The sequence below is a fragment of the Sphaerobacter sp. genome (assembly GCF_019683595.1).
Lineage (GTDB): Bacteria > Chloroflexota > Chloroflexia > Thermomicrobiales > Thermomicrobiaceae > Sphaerobacter.
The window spans coordinates 1-4,010 of the sequence record NZ_JADGHZ010000246.1 but is presented as its reverse complement, the minus strand read 5'-3'; the positions used below and the strand labels follow the sequence as shown (position 1 = coordinate 4,010).

The window sequence follows — 4,010 nt, the reverse complement described above, 5'->3', positions numbered from 1 at the left end:
GGCCTAGCGGGTGGTGGCGGGGATGCGGCCGGATTGGCGCTTCCACTGCTCGATGCGGGCCAGCATCTCCTGGGCGTTCTGACGGGAGGCGGCGGTGACCGGTAGGCCGTCGAGCATGGCGGCTAGCTCGTCGATGCGGGCGTCGTCGTCGAGGCGCTCGATGCGCGTCTCGGTGCGGCCGTCGTGCTCGCTCTTGGTGATGCGGTAGTGGGCCTCTGCGAAAGCGGCGATCTGCGGCAGGTGGCTGATGACGATGACCTGGTGCTGATCGGTCAGTGACCAGAGCTTTTCGCCCACCGGCTGGCCGCTGCGCCCGCCGACGCCGACGTCGACCTCGTCGAAGACCAGGGTGGGTGTGGCGTCGGCCGCGGAGAGGATCGACTTGAGGGCGAGCATGAGCCGGGCGGTTTCCCCGCCGGAGGCGATACGGGCCAGTGGCCGGGGCGTCTCCCCGGCGTTGGGGGCGATCAGGAACTCGACGCGGTCGAGCCCGGTTTGATCGAAGGTGAGCGTCGGGCCGTCGCGCCCGTCGTCGTCCGGCAGGCGGGCGACGGTGCCGCTCGTCAGCGGACGCAGGTCGACCACGAAGCGGGCCCGGCCCATGTTCAGCTCGGCGATGGCCTGCTCGACCGCCTGCTCCAGCTCGCCGCAGGCGGCGCGGCGGCGCTCCGTCAGCCGGGCGCCCTGCTCGGCGATCTGCTGCAGCAATGTGGCGGCACGGTAGCGCAGTTCCTCGGCCCGCTGCTCGCTGGTGTCGAGGTCGTGCAGTTCCTGGGCGGCCTGTTCGCCGTAGGCGATGACCTCAGCGATCGTCGCGCCGTACTTGCGTTTGAGTTGCTTGAGGAGCGCCAGACGATCCTCGACCTCCGCTAGTCGCTCCGGGTCTCCCTCGACCTCCTCGGCGTAGACCCGCACGCCGTGGGCGACATCCTCCAACAGGATGAGCGCCTCGCGCAGTTGGCTCGCCAGCGGCTCGTTCGTCGCGTCGACCCGCGCGAGTTCTTCGATTCGCTCGACCGCCAGCCGGATCTGGTCGAGCGCGCCGGAGACCGGAGCAGGCCCGGTGTCGTCAGCCCCTTCGAGCAACTGGTAGGTCTCGGCGGCGAGGCGCGCCAGTCGCTCGGCGTTGCCGAGCACGAGTCGCTCGTGCTCCAGCTCGGCTTCCTCGTCCGGGTGCAGGTTGGCGGCGGTGATCTCCTCGACCTGGAAGCGGAGCAGGTCCATCCGGTGCGCGCGTTCCCGCTCGTCGGCGACGATCTGGTCGATCTGACGGCGGGTCTGGTGGTACTCGTGGACGAGGGCGGCGAACCGTTCACGCTCCGCCAGCGTCCCGGCGTAGCGGTCGAGCAGGTCGACGTGGAGGGACGGGCGCAGGAGCGAGAGGTGCTCGCTCTGACCGTGGATGTCCACCAACAGCGAGCCGAACTGGGCGAGGGTGCTGGCGGTGACGGTGCGGCCGTTGATGCGGGCGGCACTGCGCCCCGCGGCGCTGATGTCGCGTGTCAGGATCAGCGTGCCGTCCTCGGGCTCGACGCCGGTCTCGGCCAGGAGGGCGCGGAAATCCTCGCGCTCGGCGAGATTGCGGACGTCGAAGACGGCCTCGACCCAGGCACCGGACGCGCCGGTACGCACGAAATCGGCGGAGACGCGCGCGCCCAGCACAGCGCTCAGGGCGTCGATGATGATCGACTTCCCCGCGCCCGTCTCCCCGGTGAGGGCGTTCAGGCCGGGGTGGAACGTGAGGCGCAGGTCGCGGATGATGGCGAAGTTGCGGATGGCGAGTTCCAGGAGCATGGCTCGGCGTCACGTCCCTCGGCTAGCTGCTGGTCCACCGCCGCGCACGGCGGGCGGTCGATGAGCGGAACAATTGTACTACAGGCCATTGGCCGGGCCTGGGCGGCGTCTCGTTGGCGTGCGGCGGGCGGAGCCGTCGCTTTGGTAGTGCGCGGCCTCAGCCGCGCCCGCGGACGCATGATGCGAGGGTGCCTGCATTCTGACAACGGTCTCGGCCGGGTGGTGTAAGGGTTCCGCCGCGCGGCGAAGACCGTTTGAGCTGGTCCCGGCGATGTCAGTTGTTTTTGGCGCCCTGGGCGATCCAGAGGCGGATGGTTTCGATCTGCTCGGGGCGGAGCTTGCGGCCGCCGAGGGGCATAGAGGGTTGCTTCTGGCCGGTGATGCGCAGGTACAGCTCGCTCGCGTCGGGATCGCCCGGGATGATGACCGGCCCGCGGGGGCTGCCCTTCATCACCGTCTCATACCGGTCGAGCCAGAGCCCGGCTGAGCCGCCGTGGCAGCCGACGCAGTTGCGCAGCAGGATCGGCTGCACGTGCTTCTTGAAGCTCACGTCCCCGGTCGGTACTTCGGCCGGCTCCTGGTTGCCGCCACCGCAGGCGGCGGTCAGGAGCGTCATCGCCAGCAGCGACCCGGCGACCAGCCGCCGCCACATTCGCACCCTCATTCCTCCTCATTCCTGGACTCACGCGGCACCGGTGCCGCTGTTCCCTGTCTCTGGTCCTGGGGTCATCCACTCGAACCGGTCGCGGGCTCTGAGGAACATCCGCAGGCAGTCCTCGGAGCAAAAGCGGATCACGGTGTCGCCATCGCGCGTCTCCACCCCGGTACCTGGCGCGACGCGGTGCCCGCAGACCGGGTCGCAGAACTCCACCAGGGGCGGTTCGCCGATGAGCAGGTCGCGGTAGAGGCGCAGCTCGTCGGCGATCAGGCGCGTCAGCAGGAAGCGCTTGCGCACCCGCTCCCGCCCGAGCTCCGCCAGGGCCTTGCCCTCCTCCGGGTGCCGGAGCAGCCAAAGGGTCCGCTCGGCGTACTCCTCGATCGTCTTCACCAGGAAGCCGCCGATGCCCTTGGGCATCTGGAGCGGGATGCCGCCGACCTGGCCGGCGACCACCGGGGTGCCTTTCCACAGTGCCTCGGAGACCACCAGCCCGAACCCCTCGCGGATCGACTTCTGGACGATGACGTCGGACAGTCGCTGGAAGGCATTGACCTCGAGGTTGCCGACCCCGGTGAGGTTGGTGAAGACGTGGATGCCGGGGTCGGTGTTGGCCGCCTCCCGGATCTGGCGGTAGAGGTCCCACGCTTCGGGGTCGTCGAGTGCCATCGAGCCGACCAGTGCGAGCTGGAGATCGGGCACCTCGGCCCTAATCATCTTGTAGCCCTCGATGACGCCGAGCGGGTCTTTCCATGGGTCGAAGCGGCTGACCTGGGTGATGAGCGGCTTGTCTACGTCGACGCCGATCCATTCGAGCACCCGTCGGGCCAGGAGCGGGTCCAGGTCGAGGTTCTTCGGGCTCACCGGGTCGATGGCCGGTGGGATGATGTCGACCCGCATGGTGGGGAAGCGTGGCGGGACGAAACTGCCCAGGGTGAAGACCGCCGCGTCGTAGCCCTCCAGGTAGGGCAGCAGGAACTCCCACACCGCGGGGTTCGGCTCCGACGTGTCGATATGACAGCGCCAGATCCAGCGGGCAGCGTTCCTGCCGTGGTAGTGGAGCAGCGCCAGTGGCTGGGGATCGTGGATGACGACGACGTCGTAGTGGCGTTCGAACTGCTCCGCGTTGTGCTTACTGTGTGCCTTATAGATCTCCTGCTCCTCGGGGGTCAGGGGATCCGGTGCGCCCTGTAGGCCGTTGTGGATCTTCTTGGTGACGGTGAAGAACGCCTCGTCGCCACAGATGATGCGCCAATCGGCCGCCAGCCCGAGGTCGCGCAGCAGGGGGATCTTGGAGCGGAGGATCTCGGCAACGCCGCCGCCGTACGGGGTCGCGTTCAGGTGGAGCACCCGCGCGCCGTGCAGGGGTTCGGCCAGAGCCCGGAGCTCTTCGACGACCTCTGCGCCGGCGCTGGCTGCGTAGGCCTCGATCGATTGGGTGCCGACATCGATGAGTTCGAGCAACGCACACCTCCTCGGGCTCGTGCCGTGCCCCTGGGGCACGGCGACGGCTCACGCACCGTCAGGATAGCGTAGCGCGCGGAATCGGTGCCGTCAGTGG

Annotated in this window: 3 protein-coding genes; all 3 read right to left on the bottom strand. The window is 69.0% G+C overall.

Annotated features, from left to right (window positions below; all coding sequences use genetic code 11):
- Positions 1–3: 3 nt before the first annotated feature.
- The gene (recN, locus tag IRZ30_RS16055; protein WP_294086598.1) at positions 4–1,794 is read right to left on the bottom strand and encodes a DNA repair protein RecN; all 1,791 of its coding nucleotides are present in this window, start codon (positions 1,792–1,794) and stop codon (positions 4–6) included.
- Between the two features lie 274 nt (positions 1,795–2,068).
- The gene (locus IRZ30_RS16050; protein ID WP_294086596.1) at positions 2,069–2,458 is read right to left on the bottom strand and encodes a c-type cytochrome domain-containing protein; all 390 of its coding nucleotides are present in this window, start codon (positions 2,456–2,458) and stop codon (positions 2,069–2,071) included.
- Between the two features lie 18 nt (positions 2,459–2,476).
- Positions 2,477–3,913 (bottom strand): glycosyltransferase, encoded by a 1,437-nt coding sequence (locus tag IRZ30_RS16045; RefSeq protein WP_294086594.1) that lies wholly within the window; start codon positions 3,911–3,913, stop codon positions 2,477–2,479.
- Between the last annotated feature and the right edge of the window lie 97 nt (positions 3,914–4,010).

Bases quoted from the DNA above. Each gene is read 5' to 3' on its own strand.
- IRZ30_RS16050 (WP_294086596.1), bottom strand. From the start codon at position 2,458: ATGAGGGTGCGAATGTGGCGGCGGCTGGTCGCCGGGTCGCTGCTGGCG.
- recN (WP_294086598.1), bottom strand. From the start codon at position 1,794: ATGCTCCTGGAACTCGCCATCCGCAACTTCGCCATCATCCGCGACCTG.